This is a genomic window from Kitasatospora sp. NPDC098652, from assembly GCF_044760155.1.
Taxonomy (GTDB): Bacteria; Actinomycetota; Actinomycetes; order Streptomycetales; family Streptomycetaceae; genus Kitasatospora.
In genome coordinates this window covers 39,647-63,766 of record NZ_JBIWAQ010000028.1, presented here as the reverse complement: position 1 = coordinate 63,766, position 24,120 = coordinate 39,647, and the positions used below count along the sequence as shown (strand labels likewise).

The window sequence follows — 24,120 nt, the reverse complement described above, 5'->3', positions numbered from 1 at the left end:
TGGCGGCCCTGGCGCTGCGGCAGCCGATGAGGCCCCCGCACTACCGCTGGGACGGTCGCCCCACCGCCGAGTGCCCGAAGCAACGCCTACGGGTGGGTGTTCTTGGTGTTGGGCTGGGTCTTCTGGTTGTAGATCTCCTTGCCGTCCGCGTCGTAGGCGTGGACGTAGGGGCTCGGGGGGAAGGACTTCGGGTCGGAGGAGCCGGTGGAGATGGCCGCGGTGTAGGCGAACGCGCCGTCCGCCATGACGGCCGGGTACTGCGTGGGGTCGTCGCCGTAGCTGATGGTGACCTTGGCGACCTCGGGCGTGTAGTGCCCGGCGCCCACCGACAGGAGCTGTCCGGCACCGGCCGGCGTGCTGAAACTGTCGAAGAACTCGATCAGGTGACCGGCACCCCACAGGCGGTCGTTGATGAACGTCGCGGGCACGGACATGCTCCTGCCCTTGTCGCCCTTCGACTCGCACTGCACGTACTGCTTCGCGGAGTTGACCGCGATGACGACACCGTCGGTCTCCTGCGCGGCGACGGGAGCGCGGACCGCGATCACCGCGTGGTACCGCGACGCGTCGGAGCCCAGGCAGGAGGCCAGGATCCTGGCGACCGCCCCGGCCTCGATCGGAACCGTCTTCGTGCCGGCGACGGAGAAAGCAGCCGGGGTGGCCGGCGCGCGGGTGACGGACGAGCCACCGCCGGCGGCCGCCGGGGCGGCGGGCGCAGCGGAGGGCTGGCCCTGGGCCGTGGGGACGGCCGTGGGAGTGGGAGTGGGGGTGGAGCTACTGGTCGCGGCGGTGGCCGCTCCCCCCGCAGTCGCGATGACCGCGGCGGTGGCGACGATGAGCGTGATCGGGCGGATACGCATGAATCCGTGTCCTTTCCTGCGGGCGTCCGGTTGATGCCCGCGCCCCGGTACGCCTGCCGACGCCCGGCGGGTCGCACCCCGCACACGTGATCCACGCCACAGGCGGTGGGTGCAACCCGGGGCCGGCGCTGGTGCGTACAGAGCGGGAAGCTCCGCCCACGCCGCACGGCTCCACCACCGCCGAGGAGTGCTTCCCCGCGAGCCGCCAGTGCCGCGAAGTGACCGACGGACAGCCCCGGAGGAGAGGCCCTTGATGACGCCACAGGAGTTCGACGCGTTCTACGCGGCGTCCTTCTCCCGCCTGACCGGGCAGCTCTACGCGCTGACCGGCAACTGGTCCGAAGCGCAGGACGTGGTGCAGGAGGCCTTCATCCGTGCGTGGGACCGAAGGCGCACCTTCGACCCGGACCACGCCCCGGAGGCGTGGATCCGGACCACGGCCCGGCGGCTGGCCGTCTCCCGCTGGCGGCGTCTGGCCCGGGGCCTGCACTTGGCCGGACGCCACCAGCACCGGGAACCACCCACCGTCGAGCCGCCCACCGAGGAGCACCTGATGCTGGTCACCGCGCTCCGCGACCTCCCCGAGGCACAGCGGAGCGCCTTGGTCCTGCACCACATGTGCGACCTCTCCGTCGAGCAGGTCGCGGCCGAGACCGGCGCCAGCGTCAGCGCTATCAAGAGCCGCCTCGCCCGCGGCCGGACCGCACTCGCGGCCAGACTCGCCGACCGGATCCCGACCAGCGCGGAAGGAAAGCTCAGTGTCTGACCCCACCCACGACCCCATCCACGACATCGTCGGCGACCGGCTGCGGCTGCTCGGCACCCAGCTGCCCGCACCGGCCCTGCCCGCCGCGGAGATCCGCCGACGCGCCGACCGGCGCCGCCACCGCCGGCACGCCCTGGGCGCGGCCACGGCCTGCACCGCGGCCGCCCTGTGCCTGGCTCTCCCGTCCGGGCCGCACTCAGCGGAACCACAACAGGGAGCGGTCACCCCGGACGCCTCCCCCGCGTCGGCCTCCCCCCACCCCACGGCTGCTCGCTCCGTCGCCGGCACGAAGACGGTTCCGATCGAGGCCGGGGCGGTCGCCAGGATCCTGGCCTCCTGCCTGGGCTCCGACGCATCGCGGTACCACGCGGTGATCGCGGTCCGCGCTCCCGTCGCCGCGCAGGAGACCGACGGTGTCGTCATCGCGGTCAACTCCGCGAAGCAGTACGTGCAGTGCGAGTCGAAGGGCGACAAGGGCAGGAGCATGTCCGTGCCCGCGACGTTCATCAACGACCGCCTGTGGGGTGCCGGTCACCTGATCGAGTTCTTCGACAGTTTCAGCACGCCGGCCGGTGCCGGACAGCTCCTGTCGGTGGGCGCCGGGCACTACACGCCCGAGGTCGCCCAGGTCACCATCAGCTACGGCGACGACCCCACGCAGTACCCGGCCGTGATGGCGGACGGCGCGTTCGCCTACACCGCGGCCATCTCCACCGGCCCCACCGCGGACTCCCTGCCCCCGAGTCCCTACGTCCACGCCTACGACGCGGACGGCAAGGAGATCTACAACCAGAAGACCCAGCCCAACACCAAGAACACCCACCAGTAAGCGTTTTCGACCCGCTGGACGCCCTCGACAGCCGGAGCCCCGGCGGGGCCGCCGAGTTCGAGGGCGACGTCGAGGTGGTCCAGGGTACGTCCGCAGCCAGCACAACCGCACCTCCGTCGAACTGCGCACTCGTGCGGGACTCATGAGCGCACTCGGGACCTCGAGACCCCCGGAGTGACTTTCGGGAGCGGCACGGGAATCCTGTTTCGTCAGCGAACAAATCGGCTCCCCTGGTGGCCAACTGACGCAGAGTCGCCGATCCCTGTTGATATTCGGACATAAGGGGCGAGCATCGTGCAGACTTTGCCGATTCGATATCCAATCTGGTCTTCCGGGCCGAACGGCTCTGCGATCTTGGAAGGGCAGCAAACTCTTTACCATCACTATTCACGGAGATAACTCTCTTGCCATCGAGGAAGCAGGCCTCGCCCGAGTTCGGGGGCGGGGCCTTCACTACGCGCAGACTGCGGCGAACAGCCGTCATAGCGGCGCTCGCGATGCTGGTCGAGACGGGGGTCGCGCTCGACGCGATGACCTCCGAGGCCTTCGCGGCGCCCGGCGGCACCAAAGCGTCCGCCACCGCGACCAACACCGCCCCGGTCAACGAGGCTCCGGACGCCACGTCGGCGCTGCTGGCCGCGCGGCTGAACGGCCACCGGATCGAGGTCACCGGGGCTCGGACCGCCACCACCACCCTCTGGGCCAACCCCGAGGGCACGCTGACCCAGGACACCGCGGCCGGACCGGTCCGGGTGAAGGTCGGCGAGGCCTGGGTCCCGGTCGACACCACGCTCGTCGAGACCTCGGACGGCAAGGTCGCACCGAAGGTCCACCCGGAGGGCCTGACCTTCGCCGGCGGCGACGCCTCGGTGAAGGCCGGTGACGCCATCGCCCCCGCAGCCCCGCCGGCGGCCTCGGTGGCCCCGACGCCCCCGACGCCCCCGACGGCCCCAGCCGCCACCCGCGCCAACCGCAGCGAGACCCGCCCGCCCGTCGGCGCGCCGACGCCCGAGGCCCGGCCGGCGCAGTCCACGCCCTTCGCGAAGACCACCGAGCCCGCCCCCGCCGAGCCCGCCGCCCCCGCCAAGCCCGCCGAGCCCGCCGAGCGCGAGCTGGTGAAGATCGGCAGCGGTGAGCAGCAGGTGCAGTTCGGCTGGCTCGGCCGACTGCCCAAGCCCAAGCTGGACGGCAGCAAGGCGACCTACGCCGACGCCCGCCCCGGCGTGGACCTCGTCCTGGAGGCCACCCGGACCGGCTTCGAGCAGTTCCTGATCGTCAAGGACCGCTCGGCCGTCTCGCAGGCCGGCACGATCGTGCTGCCGATCGACACCAGTGGCCTGGACGCGGTCCGCAAGGACGACGGCTCGATCGAGCTGACCGAGCGTCCGTCCGGCAAGGTCCAGGCGAAGATCCCCGCCCCGGTGATGTGGGACGCGAGGGTCGACCCGAACTCGCAGGAACACAACCACCGTGCGCCGGTGGCCATGGAACTGCGCGGTTCCGGCTCCGACGCCGAGCTGGTCTTCACCCCGGAAGCGGGCTTCCTCACCGATCCGGCGACCAGCTACCCGGTGACGATCGACCCGGCGCTCACCCTCGGGCCGTCCTTCGACACCTTCGTCCAGCAGGGCTACGACACCGACCAGTCCTCCTCGCCGGAGCTGAAACTCGGCAACAACGGCAGCGGCCAGGTCGCCCGGTCGTTCCTGCACTTCCCGGAGGGGCCGTACCACGGCAAGCACATCCTCTCGGCGAAGCTCAACCTCTACATGTTCCACTCGTGGTCCTGCGAGCCGTGGTCCTGGGAGGTCTGGGACACCGGCCTGGCGTCCACCGCCACCCGCTGGAACAACCAGCCGGGCTGGAACAAGATGTGGGCCACCAGCAGCACCACCACCGGCAACGAGGCCGCGGGCTGCGGCAACGCCTGGGCCAGTCAGGACGTGACGAGCCTGGTCACCGCGTGGTCGGACAACGGCTACACCAACAACGCCCTGGGCCTGCGCGCCTCCACCGAGACCAGCCCGTACTCCTGGAAGCGCTTCGACTCCGCCGAGGGCTCCAACCCGCCCTATCTGTCGGTCACGTACAACACGATCCCGACGGCCCCGCCGGCGGTGGACGTGTTCCCCGCCCACCAGGGCAACCCCCGCTACACCTCCTCGGCCACGCCCACCTTCCAGGTGCTGGCCAGTGACCCCGACGGCGGCGGCCGGGTCGGCGCCGACTTCGACCTGTACCGCGCCGGCGTCTTCGTCAAGCGCGTCTACAAGGAGGTCCCGAACGGCAGTTACGCCCAGGTGAAGCCGGCCGACTTCGGGATCGCGAAGCTCGACGAGGGCGTCACCTACTCGATGGGCGCCCGCCTCTGGGACGGCACGGACAACTCCCCGTGGGCCCCCAAGGACGTGGTCGTCGTCGCCGACACCACCAAGCCCGGCGCGCCCTTCGTCACCTCGCCCGACTACCCGTCGGACGAGGCCTGGCACGGCGCCGCGGGCCAGGCCGGGCGGTTCACGCTGACCCCGCCGGCCGGCACCGACGACGTGATCGGCTACCTCTACACCGTGGACGGCAAGTCGCCGACGACGGTCGACGCGACCGGCGCGACCACCGCCTCGATCACTCCTGCGACCGACGGCACGCACGTGCTGAAGGTGCAGACGAAGGACCGGGCCGACAACCTCTCGGACCCGGCCGTCTACACCTTCCGGGTCGGCAAGGCGGGCGTGACCTCGCCGGTGGACGGCACCCAGGCCGCGAAGCGGGTCAAGCTCGCCGTCGACGCCCAGAGCCAGTTCACCCGGGTCACCTGGCAGTACCGCCGCGGCCCCGGTGCCACCGAGTTCGACGTCCCGGCGGCCCACCTCGCCAAGGCCGACAACACGCCGGTCACCGGCGCCCGGCCGCGGCTGGCCGACCTCGGCACCCACGCCAACTGGTCGGTGCTGGAGTCGCTCGGCCAGGTCGGCGGCGTCGTGCAGGTGCGCGCGCTGCTCTACACCGACAAGGACACCGACCCCGCGTACCCGACGGCCTGGTCGACCTTCACCGCCGACCCCAACGCCGACGGCGCGGCCGGCACCCCGGTCGGACCGGGCTCCGTCAACCTCCTGACCGGCGACTACTCGGTCGACGTCACGGACACCGACGAGTTCGGCATGGCCACCAAGCGCTCCTCCTCCTCGCGCGGCACCGGCCGCGGCTGGCAGGAGCAGGGCGAGCGGCTGACCGCGAACCAGCAGCAGGTGTCCACCGACACCACCGGCTTCCTGGCGACCCCCGGCACCGCGCTGCGCGCCACCGACCGGGGCCAGGGCTCCTCGACCGACTCGCTCAAGGTGCTGCCGGACGCCAACAAGTCCGGTGACACCTACGCCCTGCTCGGCGGCTCGGGCGGCCTGCAGCTGGGCATGAAGCCCGGCCACACCTACCGGGTCAAGGCCTGGGTCTACGTGCCGTCCTCGACCGGCCTGACCGCCGGGTACGACGACCGCGGCATGCGGATCGTGGTCGTCCACGGCAAGGCCGGAGCGCTCACCACGACCGTCTCGCGCAAGGCGCCGTACACCGACGCCTGGGCGGAGCTCACCACCGACGTCACGCTCGCCGCGGACGCCACCGAGGCACAGGTCCGGCTCTACAACGGGCACTCGGACAACGCCGACAAGCCCGTCTACTTCGACGGCATGTCGGTGCGCGAGCTGGTCGCGCCGTTCGGTCCGCAGTGGGCCGGCGGGGCGCAGGGCGAGGCGGCCGAGTACGTCTCGCTCGCCTTCCCGAGCGCCGATGCCGCGGTGCTCAAGGCCACCGACGACACCTCGGTCACCTTCGCCCGGGCGCAGGACGGCACGCTCTACCCCGAGCCCGGCGCCGAGCACCTCGGCCTCAAGGCGACCGGCGGTACCTACACGCTGTCCGAACTGGACGGCTCCACCACGGTGTTCGCCCGCCAGGGCGACTCCGACGTGTACACCGTGCAGTCCTCCACCGGCCCGGACGCCGCGTCGACCACCCGGTACGTCTACGACTCCACCGACCGCCGCGCGCTGGTCAAGCGGGTGATCGCGCCCGTGGAGCCGGGCGTGGACGACGCCAACGGCTGCGCCGTGGACCCGCTGCCGCGCGGTTGCGAGGTCACCGACTACGACTACGCGACCGCCACGACGGCCGCCGCCGGTGCCCCCGGCGACTTCACCGACCGGGTGAAGGCGGTCAAGGTCTGGTCGTGGAACCCGGCGACGTCCAAGCAGGAGGCCGTCGAGGTCGCGCACTACCTGTACGACGACCGCGGCCGCCTCGTCCAGGTCTGGGACCCCCGCCTGGCCCAGCCGTTGAAGACGGCGTACGGCTACGACGACGCGGGCCGGGTCACCCGGATCTCCCCGGCCGGGGACCTGCCGTGGGACTTCGACTACGGCAGGGCCGCGGCCGACCAGGACCCGGGCCGCCTGCTCAAGGTGCGGCGCGCCGCGCTGGCGCAGGGCTCCAAGGACCAGGTCGTCGGCGAGACCGCGACGGCCGTCGTCTACGACGTGCCGCTGACCCGCGCGTCGGGCGGTCCGTACGACCTGGCGGGCGCGGACGTGGCCAAGTGGGCGCAGACCGACGCGCCGACCGACGCCACCGCCGTGTTCGGCCCCGAGGACGACCCGGGCACCGGCACCGCCTCGGCCGCCAAGCCGGGACCGGACGGGTACAAGCCGGCCACCGTCCACTACCTCAACGCCTCCGGCAACGAGGTCAACACGGCCAGCCCGTCCGTCACCCCCGGCGGTGACATCGACACCCAGGAGTACGACCGCTACGGCCACCCCGTCCGCACCCTGGAGGCGACGGACCGCGCGATCGCGCTCGGCACCCACCCGGAATCCGAGCGCCTCGTCGCGGAACTGGGCCTGCCGGCCGACTCCGCCTCCCGCGCCCGGCTGCTGGACCACCGGACGGTCTTCTCCGCTGACGGCCTCGACGTCGTCGACACGCTCGGCCCGGTCTACCGCGCCTCGCTCGCCGAGCAGGTCGAGGGCCAGAGCGCGCCCGCGTCCGCCACGGCCGAGGGCGAGAGCCTGGTCCAGCTGGGTGCGACCGACCCGGTTCGAGTGCAGACGCTCGCCCAGTGCTGCGCGGGGGCCGGCTGGTCCGGCGGCGCGCAGGTCTTCTTCGGCGCCAACGAGGTCGGGGACAACGCCTCCTTCCGGGTCTCGGTGCCCGAGGAGGGCGAGTACCAGCTCGGCGCGCTGCTGACGAAGGCGCCCGACTACGGCATCGTCCAGCTGTCGGTCGACGGCCAGAACGTCGGCGGCACCTTCGACGGCTACGGCCCGAGCGTCACCAGTACCGCCTTCACGGCCGGGGGCACGGTCCGGCTCGCCCGCGGTGACCACGAGCTGCGGCTCACCGTCACCGGGAAGAACCCGGCCGCCGTCGCGCCGTACTACCAGGCGGGTCTGGACCGGGTCACCCTGACCAAGACCACGCTCAACCCGACCCTCCCGGCCGGCACCCCGGTCGTCGCCCGGGACCACAACACCAACACCTACGACGAGGGCAAGCCCGACGGCCGGGCCTACCACCTGGTCACCACCGCCACCGACGGCGCCCGCATCGACGGCTACGCCGACGACGTCGAACTGCGCGTCACCAGGACCGGCTACGACGCGCCGATCGGCGGCACCTCCGGCTGGACGGTGAAGGCCGCGACCTCGGTCACCACCGACGCGCTCGGCGCCAAGCTGACCGCGTACGTGAAGCACGACGCCGCCGGCCGAGCCGTCGAGTCCCGCAAGCCGGGCTCGACCGGGAACGACGCGGGCACCGTCAAGTCGGTGTTCTACACCGCCGGGGCCAACCCGGACGACGCCCTGTGCGGCAACCGTCCGGAGTGGGCCGGCAGCCCGTGCGCCACCCTGCCGGGCGGTGCGGTCACCGGGGCGGACTCGACCCGGATGCCGACGACGCTCCCGGTCAAGCGGGTCACCCGCTACTCGCCGTTCGGCGAGCCGGAGGAGACCACCGAGACCAACGCGGGCAAGTCCCGCCGGACCGTCATCGGCTACGACGCCGCGGACCGGGTCGTCTCCACCGAGATCAGCTCGGACGAGGGCCAGCCGCTGCCCCCGGTCACCACCGAGTACGACCCGGCGACGGGCGACGCGGTGCGGACCACGGCGGGCGGCAAGTCGATCACCCGCGTCATGGACGCACTGGGCCGCCTGGTCTCGTACACGGACGCCGACGGTGGCACCACCACCACGGAGTTCGACCGCTTCGGCAAGCCGGTGAAGGTGAGCGACCCGACCGGGTCCACCACGTACACCTACGACCGCGCGAAGGAACCGCGCGGCCTGGTCACCTCGGTCAACGACAGCGTCGCGGGCGAGTTCACCGCCGGCTACGGCCCGGACGGCCAGCTGGTGGAGCAGACCTACCCCGGCGGGATCGTCCGCAAGGACACCTTCAACGCCGTCGGTGAGGCCACCGGCCGTACCTACACCCGCAGTTCGGACAACTCCGTGGTCTGGGCGCAGACCAGTGACGTCTCCACCCAGGGCCAGGTGGCCAGGAACACCAGCTCCACCGCCACCCGCAGCTACGAGTACGACCGGCTCGGCCGCCTGGTGAAGGCCCGCCAGTCGACCACCACCAGCGGCTGCGTCACCCGGCAGTACGCGTTCGACGGCCACTCCAACCGGCTGTCGAAGACCACCCTGCCCTCGGCCCCCGACGGCACCTGCGGCACCACCGGGGCCGTCGCGGAGAACCACACCTACGACAGTGCCGACCGGCTCACCGACGCGGCCTTCGCCTACGACGCCTTCGGGCGCACGGTGAGGACCGCCACCGGCTCCGCCAACACCTACTGGGCGAACGACAAGGTCGCCGCCCAGGAGAAGGGGGACACCAAGCAGCAGTGGGCCCTGGACGCCGCCCACCGCTTCACCGCGTTCACCACCGCCAAGAAGCAGGCCGACGGCAGCTGGGCCAACGCCACGTCGAAGCTGAACCACTACGGCGACGACTCCGACGAGGTCCGCTGGACGGTCGAGGACACCACCCAGGGCACCGTCACCCGCAACGTCTCCGGCCCGGACTCCGACCTGGTGGCCACCACCGGCAAGTCAGGTGACGTCCAGCTCCAGCTGACCGACCTGTTCGGCTCGGTGGTCCTCACCACGGACCCGGCGCTGACCAAGCCGGTGGTGCTGGACTTCGACGAGTTCGGCATCCCGCAGGACGGCCAGGCCGCCGTCCGCTACGGCTGGCTCGGCGGCAAGCAGCGCTCCGCCGAGGCCCAGGACGGCGACGTCCTGATGGGCGCCCGCCTGTACAGCCCGGCCCTCGGCCGCTTCCTCCAGGTCGACCCGATGCCGGGCGGCAACGCGAGCCCGTACGACTACTGCACCGGCGACCCGATCAACTGCACCGACCTCGACGGCAACTGGGGCATGCCCAAGTGGCTCAAGAAGACGGTGCACGTCGTCGCCAGGGTCTCCGAGGTGGCGTCGTACATCCCCGGCCCGATCGGCTCGGTGGCCGCCGGCATCTCGGCGGTCTCGTACGCGGCCACCGGCAACTGGCGCAAGGCTGCCGAAATGGGCGTCACCGCCGCGGCCGGCCTGGTCGGCGCCAACACCGCGGTGCGGGCCGGCTTCACCGCCGCACGAGCGACCCGCGCCGCCAGCCGGACCAGGAGGTTCGCCTCCCGCGCCCGGTCCGTGTTCCGCCGCACCGGCTGCAACTCCTTCGCCCCCGACACCCCGGTGCTCATGGGCGACGGCGGGCAGCTGCCGATCGGCGCGGTGCAGGTCGGCGACGAGGTGCTGTCCACCGACCCGGCCACCGGCGAGACCCGGCCCGAGCCGGTCCTGTCGGTCATCTACGGGTACGGCACCAAGCACCTGGTCGACATCGAGACCGCGGCGGACCGAAGCGCCGAGGCGGGTCGGGGCACTGAGCCGGGTCGGGGCACCGAGGCGGGTCTCGGCACCGGGGCGCAGCGGGGCGCCGAGGCGGGTCAGGCGCTGCGCGCCACCGCCGAGCACCCGGTCTGGGTGCGCGGCCGGGGCTGGACCGACGCCGCCGAGGTGCACGTCGGCGACGCCCTGGTGACCCCGGCCGGCACCCCGATCACCGTCACCCGGGTGACCGACCTGGGCGAGGTCCCCGACCAGCTGGTCGTCAACCTCACCATCGGCGACCAGCACACCTACAGCGTCCGCTCCGGCGACGACTGGGTGGTCGCGCACAACCGGAACTCCTGCCAGATCGACCTGCCGCACATCCTCGGCGGGCACGGTGCGGGCAGCCGGATCGCGGGCAAGAGCCGCTTCCGCTCGCGTAACGTCAAGGAGGTCAAGTACCTCATCCACACGACCATCAAGAAGGGAAAGAGCCGGCCCAACACCGGTGGCCGTGAAGGCCGGATCTACGAGCACGACTTCGGCCGGATCATCGGCCGGGACGGCAACGGCCGGCACACGACCCGGCTGCGCGTCGTGGTGAAGACCAAGCGGGGCAGGAGGACGGCCAGGACGGCCCACCCCTACTGACCCTGAACCGGATCGCCGGGGGCCGCGCATCGGCCCCCGGCGATCCGCCGTATCCCCCGTCCCCTCCCGCAACGGACCGCACCATGATCGACCTCTCCTTCTCCCCCGCCGAGACCGGCGGCGCCGACCGGGGCCCGAACGCCACCATGGACTTCGCGACCGCCGACCTCTACGACCTCACCTACGAGGCCTTCCGGGGCCCGTACACCTTCCGCCTGGACGGCGCCGACTTCAGCGGCACCGGTCCGGTCCTGGACATCGCGCTCGGGCTCTTCGGCGCGGCCCGGGAGCTGGCCGACGCCAAGCGCGCCCGCTACTCCGCCGCCGGGGGCGCGGGCGAGTACCGCTTCGAACGGCGGGGCGACACCGTCCGCATCCGTCAGGAGCGCGGCGGAACGGGCACCGTGGCGTACGCCGAACTCGCCGAGGCCGCACGGGCGTTCCTGGCCGAGGTGGTGCGACAGCTCTGCGCCAGGTTCCCGGACCTGCGCCGCAACCCGGAGATCCGCCGCCTGCGCACCGCCGCGGCGGCCGGCCCCGCCTGACCACAGCTCCTGGCGGGTGGATGCCTACGCGTGGGAGTGGTCGTGCTCCTGCTGGAGCTCGTACTCGTCCCAGGCGGGGAACGGGTCCTCGAACGCCGTCCAGACGTGGGGCCCGACCGCGTGCTCGGCGTCGTCCAGCAGGCAGTGGGTGAGCGCGGTGCGCAGCTCGTCCGCCCGCAGGCCGGTGCCGATGAAGACCAGCTCCTGGCCGTTCCGCACCTGCTCGTCGCCGAGGCCCGTCAGCGCCGTGGCGTCGGTGAGACCGGCCAGGTCCGTCGGAAGGGTGGTGGTCGGGCGCATGCCGGAGGGTTCGAAGCGGGCGACCGAACCGGCCTGGGACCACAGGCCGGTGACGGCCGGGCGGGAGGCCAGCCAGAAGAAGCCCTTCGAGCGGAGTACGGTGCCGAACTCCCCCGCGTCGAGGCGCTCGCTCACCAACTCCCAGAGCCGGCCGGGATGGAAGGCCCGTTCGGCGCGGAAGACCAGGCTGGTGATGCCGTACTCCTCGGTCTCCGGCACGTGGTCGCCGTTGAGCTCGGCCACCCAGCCGGGAGCCTCCTGGGCCTTGGTCAGGTCGAAGAGGCCGGTGCCCAGGAGTTCGGCGGACGGAACCCGCCCGCCGGTCGCGCGGACGATCCGGGCGGCGGGGTTGAGCCGGCCGAGCGTGGCGGCGAGCCGGTCGGCCTCCTCGGCCGTGACCAGGTCGGTCTTGTTCAGGACCAGGACGTCGGCGAACTCGACCTGGTCCATCAGCAGGTCACTGACGGTGCGTTCGTCGTCCTCGTACTGGTCGAGGCCGCGCGCGGTCAGCTCGTCGCCGCCGCGCAGTTCGGGCAGGAAGTTCGCGGCGTCCACGACGGTGACCATGGTGTCCAGGCGGGCCACGTCGCCCAGGGTGGCGCCGTCGTCGCGGGCGAAGGCGAAGGTGGCCGCGACGGGCATCGGCTCGGAGATGCCGCTGGACTCGATCAGCAGGTAGTCGAAGCGCCCGGCCCGGGCGAGCCGGTCGACCTCCTCCAGCAGGTCGTCGCGCAGGGTGCAGCAGATGCAGCCGTTGGTCATCTCGACCAGGCGCTCCTCGGTCCGGGAGAGGGCACCGTTGCCCTCGCGGACCAGGGCGGCGTCGATGTTGATCTCGCTCATGTCGTTGACGATGACCGCGACCCGCAGGCCCTCGCGGTTGTTCAGCAGGTGGTTGAGCAGGGTGGTCTTGCCCGCGCCGAGGAACCCGGACAGCACGGTGACCGGGAGCCGGCCGCTCACCGGCCCGCCCTCGCTGCGGCCGGGGCGCCGGAGACGTACGGCAGCAGCGCCATCTCGCGGGCGTTCTTGATGGCCCGCGCCATCGCCTTCTGCTGCTGGACGGTGAGCCGGGTGACCCTGCGGCTCCGGATCTTGCCGCGGTCGGAGATGAACTTCCGCAGGAGGTTGGTGTCCTTGTAGTCGATGTACGTGATGCGGGCCTCGTGCAGAGGGTTGGGGCGGGCCTTGCGGTCCCGGCGGGCAGGGGCGATCTTGGTCACGGCTTCCCTGTTTCTGGTGAGATCTGGCGAGAGGTGCGTACGTCGGGCGACGGGGGACCGCGCGGTTCCTCGAAGGCGTCGGACAGGGCCGCCTTCCGGTCCGCAGTGGTGGAGTCGACACTAGCAGTAGATGAAAACGAAAACCATTTCGCTACTGGGTTCAGTCCTGGTCGGGGCGGGCGAGGGCATGCCAGGCGTGGTAGCCGCCGAGGAGGTCGGAGACGTCGGGGTGGCCGTGGTGGCGCAGCAGGCTGGCGGCGATGGAGGAGCGGTGGCCGCCGGCGCAGTGGACGACCAGGGGGTGGTGGGTGGGGATCTCGTCGAGGCGGGTGGGGAGTTCGGTCAGGGGGATGTGGAGGGAGCCTTCGATGGCGCCGGTTTCGCGTTCGCCGGGGGTGCGCACGTCCAGGACGGTGGGGGGCTGTGCTGCGGTGAGTGCGGTGCGGAGTTGGTCGGCGGTGAGGCGGCTGGCGGGGGTGAGGTGGTCGGCGAGGGCGGGCAGGGCGGTGTCGGGGTTGCGCAGGTAGCCGGCGATGCGGTCGAAGCCGATGCGGGCGAGGCGGGTGACGACCTCGTTCTCGCGGTCCTGGGGGGCGATGATCGCGATGGTGCTGTCGGGGGTGAGGACGGTGCCGGCCTGTTCGGCGAAGCGGCCGTCGACGGGGACGTTGACGGCGCCGCGCAGGTGTCCGGCGGCGAAGTCCTGGGGGCTGCGGGCGTCGAGGACGACGGCGCCCGCGGTTCGGGCTTCCTGGAAGCCTGCGGGGCACAGGGGCCGGGCGGTGCTCGTGGGGTCGAGCAGGGGGTGGTCCTGCCGGTTGAGGGCGGCGTCGTGGCCGAAGTAGGCGGGGGCGGCGGACTGGCCGGCGGTGACGATGCGGACGAAGGTGTCCTGGTCCATCGGCCGGCAGGCGTAGTTGGTGCGGCGCTGGGTGCCGATGGTGGAGCGCTTCTCGGTGGAGAGGTTCTTGCCGCAGGCCGAGCCGGCGCCGTGGGCGGGGAAGACCAGGGTCTCCTCCGGTAGCGCCATCAGCTTGCGGTGGACGCTGTCGTACAGCATCGCGCCGAGTTCCTCGGCGGTGACGCCGGTGGAGGCGAGCAGGTCGGGGCGGCCGACGTCGCCGATGAACAGGGCGTCGCCGGTGAGGACCCCGTACGGGACGGCGTCGTCGGGCTGCTCGTAGACCAGGACGCTGATCGACTCCGGGGTGTGGCCGGGGGTCTCCATGATCTGGAGGGCGACCTCGCCCAGTTCGATCCGCTCGCCGTCGCTGAGCTTGCGGATCGGGTACTCGGTCTCGGCCCGCTGCCCGTAGCCGATCCAGGCACCGGTGCGGGCGGCCAGTTCGAGGTGGCCGGCCAGGAAGTCGGCGTGGAAGTGGGTGTTGATGACCCCGACGACGGTCAGGCCGCGCGCCGTGGCGTCGGCGAGGTACTCGTCGACGTCCCGGCGGGGGTCGACGATCACGGCCTGGCCGGTGGTCTCGTCCGCGATCAGGTAGGAGGCCTGGGAGAGGCAGTCGAGGTAGAACTGGGCGAAGTACACGGGGTCTTCCTCCTGGGCAAGGCCGGGCGTCGTGGTGCCGACGCGGATTTCTCGGATACCCCCCTCGGTATTTCTACCAGCATCCGGCCGCCCTGGCCGGATACGGATGGGGGTATCGCCGAAGGATTTCGATAATACCCCCCGGGGTACTATGGTGGCCGTCGACGGGGGAACCGGCCTGCCGCCGCCCCGGGCATCGCCCGGGCCCGGCCGAGCCGACGAGAGGCCCGCACCACCCTGCGCACCACCGCCGCCGCCCGCACCGGGCGGCGGCGCCGTGCGAGCGCGGCACCCCCGACCCGCCGGACCACTGCGGCCCGGCCCGCACCACTGGAGAAGGCCATGACCCAGCTGCCGCCCACCCCCGGCCCGCCCACCCCCGGCCCGTACGGCCGCCGACCGGGCAGCCCCGCGCGGCTCGCCCCCGCCCGGGCCCGGGCCGGCCTGCCGGTCGACGCGCCCAACGGCGGTACCGGGCAGGCGATATGACCACGCTGCTGCTGGCGCTGGCCGCCGGCGCGGTGGTCGGGCTGGCCCTCGGCGGCCTCGGTGGCGGCGGCAGCATGCTGGCCGTGCCCGCCCTGGTCTACCTGCTCGGCTTCTCCCCCGCCCTGGCCACCACGGCGAGCCTGGTGATCGTCGCCGCGACCTCGCTGACCGGCCTGCTCGCCCACGCCCGGGCCGGACGGGTGCGCTGGCGCACCGGCGCGCTGTTCGCCGCCGCCGGACTGCCCGCCGCCACGGCGGCCGGGGCGCTCTCGGCCCGCCTGCCGGGCACGCTGCTGACCGGCGCCTTCGCGGTGCTGGCCGCGCTGGCCGCCTGGCGGATGCTGGTGCCGCCCAGCACCGACCGGCCGGAACGTTCCGCCGCCGGACCGGGCCGCTCGACCGCGGCGGGCGCCGGCCTCGGCGCCGTCACCGGACTGCTCGGCGTCGGCGGCGGCTTCCTCGCCGTCCCCGCGCTGGTCTCGGTGCTCGCCTTCACCATGGCCGAGGCGGTCGGCACCAGCCTGCTGGTCATCACCGCCAACTCCCTCGCCGCCCTGCTGCCCCGCCTCGGCGCCACCGGCTCGATCGACTGGGCCGTCGCCGCGCCCTTCACCGGCGCCGCGATCCTCGGCGCCTGGGACGGCAAACGGCTCACCGACAAGCTCAGCGGACGCGCCCTCCAGCGGGCCTTCGCGATCGCCCTGCTCGGTGTCGCCATCCTGATGCTGGTCACCACACTGACGTGACCGGCCCTCCCGCCCCGGCCGCCTCCCCCGAACGCGCCGGTCCCCCCACCCCGCCCCACCCGAGAGGACACCGCTTCCCCATGACCACCCCGCTCACCGTCGACCAGCTGGAGCCGCGCCTCGGCCGGCTCACCCTCATCGACGTCCGCTCCCCCGGCGAGTACGCCGCCGGGCACATCCCGGGCGCCCTGAACGTCCCGCTCGACCAGCTCGACCGCGCGCTGCCCGCACTGCGCACCGCCGCCGGGCGGACCGAACTCGCCGTCGTCTGCGCGGCCGGACAGCGCGCCCTGAACGCCTGCACGCGGCTCGACGAAGCCGGGATCACCGCCCTCGTCGTCACCGGCGGCACCAACGCCTGGACGGACGCGGGCCGTCCCGTCGACCGGGTGGCCGGCGCCCGCCCGGTGTGGGCGATGGACCGTCAGGTCCGACTGGTGGCCGGCTCGATCGTGCTGCTCGGCCTGCTCGCCGGCCGGGCCCGGCCGGGCGCCCGCTGGGTGTCCGCCGCGGTCGGCGGCGGGCTGCTCCTCTCCGCGCTGACCGACAGCTGCGCGATGGGGGCGGCGCTGGGCAGGCTCCCGTACAACCGCCCCCGCCCGGGCACGCCCACCCTCGACGACACCCTCGCCGTGCTCGGGCACTGAGCTTCACCCCTGAGCGGCGCAGGGCACGAGCACCCGGACGCGACCGCCCCGCCCGGACGGCCCCTGCCCACCCCCCGGGCAGGGGTCGTCCCCTTTCGGACAGCCCCGAGCGCTCCCGGCTGCGCGCCGTCCTGCTCGACCAGCTGCGTGCCTCGCCCCAACAGCCGCTGCACCTGCCGACCCCCGCCACGCCGCTGCTCCGGGCCGTGTGCGCGCTGCTGTACGCCGACCCCGCCGACCGCCGCACCCTCGCCGAACTCGGCCGGGCGGTCGGCGCCAGCGACCGGACGCTGTCCCGGCTGTCCCGCGCCGAGCTCGGCATGACCTTCCCCCAGTGGCGCACCCAGCTGCGGCTGCACCACGCCCTGGTGCTGCTCGCCGAGGGTCGGCCCGTCACCGCCGTCGCCCACCGGTGCGGCTGGTCCTCCGCCAGCGCCTTCATCGACGTCTTCCGCCGCACCTTCGGCCACACGCCGGGCCAAGCGCCCGACGACCGCCCGGCGCGCTGACCGGCCCCCTGGCCGCCTCCGTCGCGTGCCGAGCTCCCGGTTCGTCGGTGCCGGGTGGCAGGCTGGGAGGCATGTGCGGCCGCTTCGTCTCCACCACCACGCCCCAGGACCTCGTCTCGCTGCTCGGAGAGCTCCGGTGGGACCCGGCCGAGACCCTCGCACCGAGCTGGAACGTCGCCCCCACCGACGCCGTCCCGGCAGTCCTGGAACGCGTCGACCGGGAGACCGGCGAGCTGCTGCGCCAGCTCCGCCCGCTGCGCTGGGGCCTCGTGCCGTCCTGGTCCAAGGACCCGTCCGGCGGCGCCCGGATGATCAACGCCCGCTCGGAGACGGTCGACAGCAAGCCCGCCTTCCGCAAGGCCTTCCGGGCCCGCCGCTGCGTCATCCCCGCCGACGGCTACTACGAGTGGCGCGAGGTGCCCGCCACCGCCGACCGCAAGAAGTACAAGCAGCCCTACTTCCTCAGCACCGGCGCCACCATGCTGATGGCCGGCCTGTACGAGTTCTGGCGCGACCCCGCCCGCCCCGAGGACGACCCGCTCGCCTGGCTCGCCACCACCACGGTCATCACCACCGACGCCACCGACTCCGCCGGACGGGTGCACGACCGGATGCCGCTCACCGTCGCCCCCGACGACGTCCCCAGCTGGCTCTCCCCCGCCCACACCGACCCCGCCGAACTCCACCACCTGCTGCGCCGGCCCGCCGACGGCGCCCTGCGGGTACGCGCCGTCCCACCCGTCGTCAACAGCGTGCGCAACAACGGCCCCGAGCTGCTCGCCGCCGCCCCGGACCCGCTGGGTCTCGCCGACTGACGACCGCCCGGTCACCGCCCGACCACCGCCCGCCCCCACCCGGGCCCCCGCCCAACCCCGGGAGGCCGCCGATCCGCTGACAGCACGTCCGACCTGCACTACGGTAGGCGGGCAGAGCAGGACACGGGGGCGGGGGCGAGGGCGGCGCAGTGTTGATGTCCATCACGGCACACGGGCGTCCCGAGAACGGCATGCAGGGCCCGGAGCCCGACGAGCAGCGCCGCCGCCCCGGCTCGCCGTTCGCCGGCGGCCGCGACCCGCACGTCGCCGTCCTCCCGCCCGAGGCCGCCCGGGCCGCGCTGACCGTCCGGGCCACCACCCCGACCCCCAACCTCCCGCCCCGGGCCGCCGGCCGACTCATCGGCCGGGAGGGCGAGTTGCGCGCCGTCGGCGAAGCCCTCGGACACGCGGACGGCGGCGGGCTGGTCACCCAGGCCACCACCCTGCACGGGCTCGGCGGCGTCGGGAAGACCAGCCTGGCCCTGCACTACGCCTACGCCCGGGCCGGGGACTACCGGCTGATCTGGTGGATCACCGCGGAGTCCGAGGGCCAGCTCGCCGAGGCCTTCGCCGGGCTCGCCGTCCACCTCCACCCCTCCTGGGCGCTCACCGCCCCACCCGGCCAGCAGGTCGAGTGGGCCATCGCCTGGCTGCGCGCCCACGACCGCTGGCTGCTCGTCTACGACAACGCCGAGGACCCGGCCCACCTGACCCCCTACGTCGGCCGACTCCTCGGCTGCGGCCACCAGTTGGTCACCAGCCGGCGCGCGAGCGGCTGGCACCCCGGGATCCGGCCGGTGCGCGTCGACGTCCTCGACGCCCCCGAGGCCGCCCGGCTGCTGTGCGCCACGGCGTACACCGGCGACACCCTGGACGCCGCGGAGCAGGCCGAGGCCCGGGCGCTGGCCGACGAACTCGGCCACCTGCCGATCGCCCTCGCCCAGGCCGGCGCCTACGTCCAGCAGACCGGCACCACCTTCGCCGCCTACCGCGAACTGCTGCGCGCCACCGGCCCGGTGGGTCCGGGCGCCGAGTCCACCGTGGCCCGGCTCTGGCGGACCACGCTGCGGACCGTCCAGCACACCGCGCCGTTCGCCGTCGAGCTGCTGCGCACCCTGGCCTGGTACGCCCCCGAGGCGCTGCCGCGCGAGGTGCTCACCCCGTACGGCTCCCGCCGGCCCGAGGAGGTCGACCGGGCGCTGCGGCTGCTCGCCGACTACCACCTGATCACCCTCGGCGAGACGGTCGCCGTCCACCGGCTGCTCCAGGCCGTACTGCGCAAGGCCGACGGCGATCGCACCTTCCGGCAGCGGGCCGAGCACCACCTGGCGGCGGCCGCCACCCGGCTCTGGCCCTCGGGCGGCCCCGGCCTGCGGCGCGCCCTGCTGCCGCACGTCCGGGAGCTGGCCGACAGCGGCCCGTCCGACCGGCCGACGGCCGGCACCGTCGCGCTGTTCGAGCTGGCGGCGGCCGAACTCACCGACCGGGCTCAGCGGGTGTACGCCGTACGGCTGGTCGAGGCGGTGGCGGACGCCCAACGCCGGCTGCTCGGCGAGGACCACCCGGACACCCTCACCACGCTCGGACGGCTCGGCCGGCTCCAGGCCAAGACCGGAGACCCGGCCCGGGCCCTCGAACTCTGCCTGGACGTGGTCGCCCGGCGCACCCGCCTCCAGGGCGCGGACCACCCGGACACCCTCACCGACCGGCACACCCTCGCCCAGGCCCACCGCAAGGCCGGCCAGCACGAGCTCTCCGTCGCCGAGTACCGCGCCGTCGTCGCCGACCGGGCCCGGGTGCTGGGGCCGGACCACCCCGACACCATGCACAGCCGGGCGAGCCTGGCGTACGCCCTCCAGGTGGCCGGGCAGCACCGGGAGTCGGTGGCCGAGTACGAGCAGCTGGTGGCGGACGCGGAACGGGTGCTCGGCACCGACCACCCGGACGCGGTGACCCGGCGCAGCGGCCTGGCCTTCGCCCAACTCGCCGCCGGCCACTACAGTTCGGCGATCGCCCGATACGAGCAGGTGGTCGCCGACCGGACCCGGTTGCTCGGCCCCGACCACCCCGACACCCTGAACGGCCGCCGCTGGCTCGCGGCCGCCCACGCCGACACCGGCGACCACCTGGCGGCGCTCGCCGCCTACCGGGCCCTCGTCGCGGACTGCACCCGGGTGCAGGGCCCGGACCACCCGCAGACCCTCCACGCCCGCAAGCGCCTGGCCTCCGTCCTCCGCAAGTCCGGCCGGCCCGCCCTCGCCGTGGCCCGGTTCGAGGAGGTCGTGACCGACTACACCCGGGTGCTGGGCCCCGACCACCCGCACACCCTGAACGCGCGCAGCGGACTGGCCCGCGCCCACCGGGAGGCCGGCACGCCCGAGCTCGCGGTCGAGCAGCACCGCGCCCTGGTCCGCGACCGCACCCGCATCCAGGGCGAGGGGCACCCCGACACCCTGGAGGAGCGCAGCTTCCTGGGCTTCGCCCTGCGCGTCGCCGGACGGCCCGCCGAAGAGGTCGAGGAGCTGGAGCGGCTGGTCGCCGACCGGGCCCGGTTCCAGGGCCCCGACCACCCCGACACCCTGGACGAACGCTCCGGCCTCGCCCGGGCCCTGCACGCCGCCGGCCGCCCGCGCGACGCACTCGCCGTGCGGCGCCGGCTCCTCGCCGACCGGCGACGGGTCCACGGCGACGACCACTTCGAGACCTTCGACGCCCGGCTACGGCTGGCCCGCTCCCTCGACGAGGCCGGACAGCACCGGCAGGCGGCCGAGGTGTGCGACCGGCTGGTCGCGGACCGTCAACGGGCCGTCGGCCCCGACCACCCGGACGTGCTCACCACCCGCTGGTGGCAGGCCTCGATCCGCTCCAACGCCTGCGACTACCGCAAGGCGCTGACCCTGTTCCGGCTGCTGCTCGCCGACCGTGTCCGTATCCAGGGCCCCGACCACCCCGCCGTGCTGAACACCCGCTTCTGGCTGGCCACCACCCACCGCAACCTCGGCCGGCACCGCGAGGCCCTGGCCCAGTACGAGGCGCTGCTCGCCGACCGTGTCCGTATCCAGGGCCCCGACCACCCCGACGTCCTGAACACCCGCTTCTGGCTCGGCCACAGCCACCAGTCCCTGGGCGACCACCGCCGCGCCCTGGAGCTCTACGAGGCCCTGGTGGCCGACCACGTGCGGATCCACGGGCCGGACCACCCGGACAGCATCGACGCCCGGGTCAGCTGCTTCGCGCTCCATCTGAACACCAGGAACCACCGCCGGGCGGTCGAGCTGGCCGAATCCCTGGTACGGGACCGGACCAGGCTCCAGGGCGCCGACCACCCGGAGACTCTGACCGCCCGCCACTGGCTGGCGACCGCGCACCAGAACGCGGGCGCCCACCACCGGGCGGACCAGCTGTTCGCCGCCCTGGTCGAGCACCGCACCCGCGTCCAGGGCCCCGACCACCCCGACACGCTGCTGGCCCGCTACGCCCACGCGTCCGCCCGCCAAAGCGCCAACGACCCGCAACGCGCGGTTCCGCTGTTCGAGGCGCTGGTCGCGGCCTGCGACCGGGTCCTCGGCCACGAGCACCCGGACACCCTCAACATCCGCATCGGGCATGCCCTCAGCTGCCACGAGGCCGGCGAGCACGAGCGGGCGGCCGAGCTGTTCGACGCGCTCGCCGCCGACCTCGTCCGGGTCCTCGGCCCGGACCACCCCACCACCGTCCGGTGCCGGCGCAAGCGCGCCTCGGCCTGGCAGGGATCCGACGAACACCCCAGAGCCATCGCCGAGTTCACCTCGCTGGTGGCCGACCTCACCCGGGTCCACGGACCGGAACACCCGCACACGCTGGAGATGCGCGGGGAGCTCGCCCGCTCGTACTCCCGGGCCGGCGACCACCGCCGCGCCGCGGAGTCGTTCGCGGCCCTGGTCGCCGACCGCACCCGGATCCTGGGCCCGGACTACCGGGACACCCTCGACGCCCGGTGGTGGCAGGCCCTCGCCCAGAGCGATGCCGGCCACCACCGCAGGGCGGGCGAACTGTTCACCGCCCTGGTCGCCGACCGCACCCGGGTGCTCGGCGCCGACCACCCGGACACCCTGAACACCCGCTGGTGGGAGGCGGCCTCGTGCCGCTCGAACGGTGACCTCGACCGGGCCCGGCAGCTGTGCGAGCACCTGCTCGCCGACCGCCTGCGGCTCGACGGCCCGGACCACCCGGAGACCCTCGAGACCCGGTACCTCCTCGCCTGGGCCCACCGGACCGCCGGCGACCACCTGCTCAGCATCCGGCTCAGCGAGGCCCTGCTGCTCGACAAGATCCGGATCCATGGCCCCGACCACCCGGCCGTCCTGACCGCCCGGAGCGTCCTCGCCGCCGACCTCGCGTACGCCGGACTGCGCCGACAGGCCGTCACCGACCGGGAGCAGCTGGCCAACGACCACGACCGCGTCCTCGGCCCTGACCACCCCGACACCTTCGCCGTCCGCTCCCTGCTCGCCCAGGAGCTCGCCAAGACCGGCGAACCGGACCGGGCGACCGCGCTCCTCACCGACCTGGTCACCGCCCGGCGCCGGACCCAGGGGCCGGACCACCCGGACACCCTGGAGGAGCGGCACGAGCTCGCCCACACCCACCGCCTCGCCGGACGCCATCGGCAGGAGATCGCCGAGGTCCGGGCGCTCCTCGCCGACCACGAACGCGTCGACGGCCCGGACCACCCCGCCACCCTGACCGCCCGCCACCACCTGGGCCACGCCCTGCGCCACGGCTGGCAGCACGACCGCGCCGACGCGCTCTACCGGGCCCTGCTCGCCGACCGCAGCCGGATCCTGGGAGCCGACCACCCCGAGGTGCTCGACGTCCGGGACAGCCTCGCGCGCAACCTCGCCGCGGCCGGCCGTCACGCCGAGGCCACCGCCGCCTACCGCGACGCGATGACCCACGCCCTCGCCGTGTACAGGCCCGGGCACTCCTTCGTCCGCGAGCTCCGCCGCGACCTCGCCAGGACCCTGCTGCTGGCCGGTGAGACCACCGCCGCCGTCGCCGAACTGGCCCCGCTGGCGCAGGAGTGGGCCCGGCTCACCGGTCCGGGCCTGCCCGAGCTGGTGCACGCCGGCTGCGTCCTCGCCTTCGCCCGGCACCTGGACGGGCAACCCGAGCCCGCGCTCCGGCTGGCCGGCGACCTGGTCGCCACCGCGACCGCCGCCCTCGGCGACCAGGACGACGCCACCGTCCCGGCTCGCCTGACCGAGGCACTTCTGCTCGCCGACGGCCCCCGCCCGCTGCGGGCCGTGGTCCGGCTGGAGGAGCTGGTGGAGTCCTGCACCGCGAGCCGGGGCGCGCGCAGCCCGCTCACCCTGGAGGTCCGCCAGGGCCTGGCCCACGCCCGGCTGCGCGCCGGGGACGCCGACGGGGCGGTCCGGGTGTACGAGCGGATCATCGCCGACGGGCTCACCGTCGGGGACGCCTCGCCGACCACCGCGCTGCTGGCCGGGCACCGGGAGGCCGAGGACGTCGCCGTCAGCGTCGGCGCCCTGCGCACCGGGCCGGTCCCCGTCGTTCCCAGCCTCGCCGTCGGACTGGCCCGGGCGCTCGCCGCGGACGGGCGCCACGACACCGCCCGGGCGTTGCTGGCGGCGGTCCGCGGCGGGCGCGAGGCCCTGATGGGCCCCGGGCACCCGCTGACGGCCGAGGCCCGTACCGCACTGACCAGGCTCGACCGCGCGGAGCCCGCGCCCCCGCCCGTCCCCGGCGCACCCTTCCCCGTCCAGGGCGCACCGCACCCCCAGGCCGTGCCGGCCCACGCCCAGGCGGCGCGGGGCCACGCCGGGCTCGGCCGGGGCGCGCCGGAGCTGCTCCCCCGCCGTACCCGCGGCTCGGTGCACCGCGCCGTCGAACCACCGGCACCCCGGCCCGCCTGGCGGCCCCGCCTCACCCTGGTCGAGGACCCCGCCGTAGGCGTCACCACCCACGTGGAGTTCCACCTCGAACCCGCGGACGGCTCCGTACCCGCCGTCCTCCCCGAGCTGCGCCTGGTCGCCGCCGTGTCCCCCGAGGCCCTGCTCGACCCGCCCGTCGCCGACCACGTCCCCGCCGGTGCGCCCGCCCGGTTCGCGCTCACCCCGGCCGTGGCCGGCCCGCACACCGTCCGGATCACCGTCTTCGACCGGGGCCACGGCGCCGTCCTCCAGGACCTCTCCGCCGTCCTGGACGTCCCCGACATCCCCGACATCCCCGACATCCCCACCAACGTCCCCACCGACGTCCCCGCAGAAGCCGAAGACCAGGAGCAGGAGTAGATC

At 74.0% G+C, this 24,120-nt stretch carries 13 protein-coding genes and 1 pseudogene; 10 read left to right on the top strand and 4 right to left on the bottom strand.

Annotated elements, in window-relative coordinates:
• Window positions 1–86 precede the first annotated feature (86 nt).
• Window positions 87–860 carry a hypothetical protein gene (locus tag ACIQWA_RS36320; RefSeq protein ID WP_402490191.1) on the bottom strand — a complete coding sequence of 258 codons (774 nt, stop codon included), beginning with the start codon at window positions 858–860 and terminating at the stop codon, window positions 87–89.
• A 253-nt stretch (window positions 861–1,113) separates the two neighbouring features.
• On the opposite strand from ACIQWA_RS36320, the gene ACIQWA_RS36315 reads away from it, so the two are divergent.
• From ACIQWA_RS36315 to ACIQWA_RS36300, 4 genes are all read left to right on the top strand, one after another.
• Window positions 1,114–1,626: a SigE family RNA polymerase sigma factor gene (locus tag ACIQWA_RS36315; RefSeq protein WP_402490188.1), complete on the top strand. Its 513-nt coding sequence runs from the start codon at window positions 1,114–1,116 to the stop codon at window positions 1,624–1,626.
• A complete protein-coding gene (locus ACIQWA_RS36310) occupies window positions 1,619–2,455 on the top strand; it encodes a hypothetical protein (protein ID WP_402490185.1) in 837 nt (278 codons plus the stop codon). The genes ACIQWA_RS36315 and ACIQWA_RS36310 overlap by 8 nt, the downstream gene beginning before the upstream one ends.
• A gap of 497 nt (window positions 2,456–2,952) precedes the next feature.
• Window positions 2,953–11,004 carry a DNRLRE domain-containing protein gene (locus ACIQWA_RS36305; protein WP_402490182.1) on the top strand — a complete coding sequence of 2,684 codons (8,052 nt, stop codon included), beginning with the start codon at window positions 2,953–2,955 and terminating at the stop codon, window positions 11,002–11,004.
• An 83-nt stretch (window positions 11,005–11,087) separates the two neighbouring features.
• The gene (locus tag ACIQWA_RS36300) at window positions 11,088–11,549 is read left to right on the top strand and encodes a hypothetical protein (protein WP_402490180.1); all 462 of its coding nucleotides are present in this window, start codon (window positions 11,088–11,090) and stop codon (window positions 11,547–11,549) included.
• A 24-nt stretch (window positions 11,550–11,573) separates the two neighbouring features.
• Here the strand turns inward: ACIQWA_RS36300 and ACIQWA_RS36295 are convergent, their stop codons facing one another.
• From ACIQWA_RS36295 to ACIQWA_RS36285, 3 genes are all read right to left on the bottom strand, one after another.
• Window positions 11,574–12,812: a GTP-binding protein gene (locus tag ACIQWA_RS36295; protein ID WP_402490177.1), complete on the bottom strand. Its 1,239-nt coding sequence runs from the start codon at window positions 12,810–12,812 to the stop codon at window positions 11,574–11,576.
• Window positions 12,809–13,063, bottom strand: a complete 255-nt coding sequence (gene rpsR / locus ACIQWA_RS36290) for a 30S ribosomal protein S18 (protein WP_360244160.1) — start codon at window positions 13,061–13,063, stop codon at window positions 12,809–12,811. The genes ACIQWA_RS36295 and rpsR overlap by 4 nt, the downstream gene beginning before the upstream one ends.
• A gap of 169 nt (window positions 13,064–13,232) precedes the next feature.
• Window positions 13,233–14,618, bottom strand: a complete 1,386-nt coding sequence (locus ACIQWA_RS36285) for a rhodanese-like domain-containing protein (RefSeq protein ID WP_402490174.1) — start codon at window positions 14,616–14,618, stop codon at window positions 13,233–13,235.
• A 342-nt stretch (window positions 14,619–14,960) separates the two neighbouring features.
• On the opposite strand from ACIQWA_RS36285, the gene ACIQWA_RS36280 reads away from it, so the two are divergent.
• The 6 genes and pseudogenes from ACIQWA_RS36280 to fxsT all read left to right on the top strand — a co-directional run bounded on the left by ACIQWA_RS36280 (window position 14,961) and on the right by fxsT (window position 24,117).
• A complete protein-coding gene (locus ACIQWA_RS36280) occupies window positions 14,961–15,107 on the top strand; it encodes a hypothetical protein (protein WP_402490172.1) in 147 nt (48 codons plus the stop codon).
• Entirely contained in the window at window positions 15,104–15,853 is a 750-nt protein-coding gene (locus ACIQWA_RS36275) for a sulfite exporter TauE/SafE family protein (protein WP_402490169.1), read from the top strand. The genes ACIQWA_RS36280 and ACIQWA_RS36275 overlap by 4 nt, the downstream gene beginning before the upstream one ends.
• A gap of 80 nt (window positions 15,854–15,933) precedes the next feature.
• Window positions 15,934–16,500 carry a rhodanese-like domain-containing protein gene (locus ACIQWA_RS36270; protein WP_402490166.1) on the top strand — a complete coding sequence of 189 codons (567 nt, stop codon included), beginning with the start codon at window positions 15,934–15,936 and terminating at the stop codon, window positions 16,498–16,500.
• 98 nt (window positions 16,501–16,598) lie between these two features.
• Window positions 16,599–17,009, top strand: a pseudogene (locus ACIQWA_RS36265) (helix-turn-helix transcriptional regulator); the annotation flags it as partial.
• Window positions 17,010–17,080: 71 nt separating this feature from the next.
• The gene (locus ACIQWA_RS36260) at window positions 17,081–17,824 is read left to right on the top strand and encodes an SOS response-associated peptidase (protein ID WP_402490164.1); all 744 of its coding nucleotides are present in this window, start codon (window positions 17,081–17,083) and stop codon (window positions 17,822–17,824) included.
• Between the two features lie 155 nt (window positions 17,825–17,979).
• Window positions 17,980–24,117 carry an FxSxx-COOH system tetratricopeptide repeat protein gene (fxsT, locus tag ACIQWA_RS36255; RefSeq protein ID WP_402490162.1) on the top strand — a complete coding sequence of 2,046 codons (6,138 nt, stop codon included), beginning with the start codon at window positions 17,980–17,982 and terminating at the stop codon, window positions 24,115–24,117.
• Window positions 24,118–24,120 lie beyond the last annotated feature (3 nt).